Genomic DNA, 910 nt, shown 5'->3' with positions numbered 1-910 from the left:
CAAGGTTCCACGTGTCTCGTGGTACTTTGGATCCTGCTTGCTCTGATCGGTTTTCGCTTACGGGGCTTTCACCCTCTGCGGCTGGCTTTCCCAAAACCATTCTGCTAACCTCTCAGATACATGATGCAGTCCGTAACCCCCAGGTGCACGCACCCGGGTTTAGGCTCCTCCGGTTTCGCTCGCCGCTACTCCCAGAATCGAGTTTTCTTTCTTTTCCTCCGGCTACTTAGATGTTTCAGTTCACCGGGTTCCCTTCCATACGTTATGGATTGGCGTATGGATACTGGAGGTCTGCTCCAGTGGGTTTCCCCATTCAGAAATCCATGGATCAAGGGATATTTGCTCCTCCCCATGGCTTATCGCAGCTTATCACGTCTTTCATCGGCTCTTAGTGCCAAGGCATCCACCCTGCGCTCTTTTTAGCTTAACCAGGTTTAACCACAGCAGGTAGCGTCCCGCTGTCCTGGTTCAGGTTTTTGCTTTGTTAATGAAATTGAATTGGTTTTAAAACATTCAATCAATATCTGATGTCTTCTTATCAATGTGTAGTTTTCAAGGTACAGTGTTTTGCATTGAACCGACCAGTTTTTCACAACCTGTCGGACGCACACTCCGCTAAAGCTCAATCATCGCTTGCGCTCGATTTCGCCAAGCTACGGTGCGGGCTTTCGTACTAACCTCAGCCATCGTTCACACTCGGCTTCGCTAAGTACTCAATGCCTGGGCTTAAGTGGACTCGAACCACCGACCTCACGCTTATCAGGCGTGCGCTCTAACCAGCTGAGCTATAAGCCCATGATTCTGGCACCCACCTGCTCTCCCATACCGTCTCCAGTATAGTACCATCGGCCGCTTAGGTCTTAACCATCGTGTTCGGGATGGGAACGGGTGTCTCCCCTAAGCGCATCAG

General features: G+C 50.7%; 1 tRNA gene and 2 rRNA genes. All 3 read right to left on the bottom strand.

Annotated features, from left to right (window positions below):
* Window positions 1–430, bottom strand: a 23S ribosomal RNA gene (locus tag ACTQ3K_RS12615); the annotation flags it as partial.
* Window positions 431–721: 291 nt separating this feature from the next.
* Window positions 722–795, bottom strand: a tRNA-Ile gene (locus ACTQ3K_RS12610).
* Between the two features lie 4 nt (window positions 796–799).
* A 5S ribosomal RNA gene (gene rrf / locus ACTQ3K_RS12605) occupies window positions 800–910 on the bottom strand; the annotation flags it as partial.

This window comes from Candidatus Paralachnospira sp. LCP21S3_A2, assembly GCF_052118925.1.
Classification (GTDB): Bacteria; Bacillota; Clostridia; order Lachnospirales; family Lachnospiraceae; genus Lientehia.
This window is presented reverse-complemented; position numbering and strand designations above follow the sequence as displayed.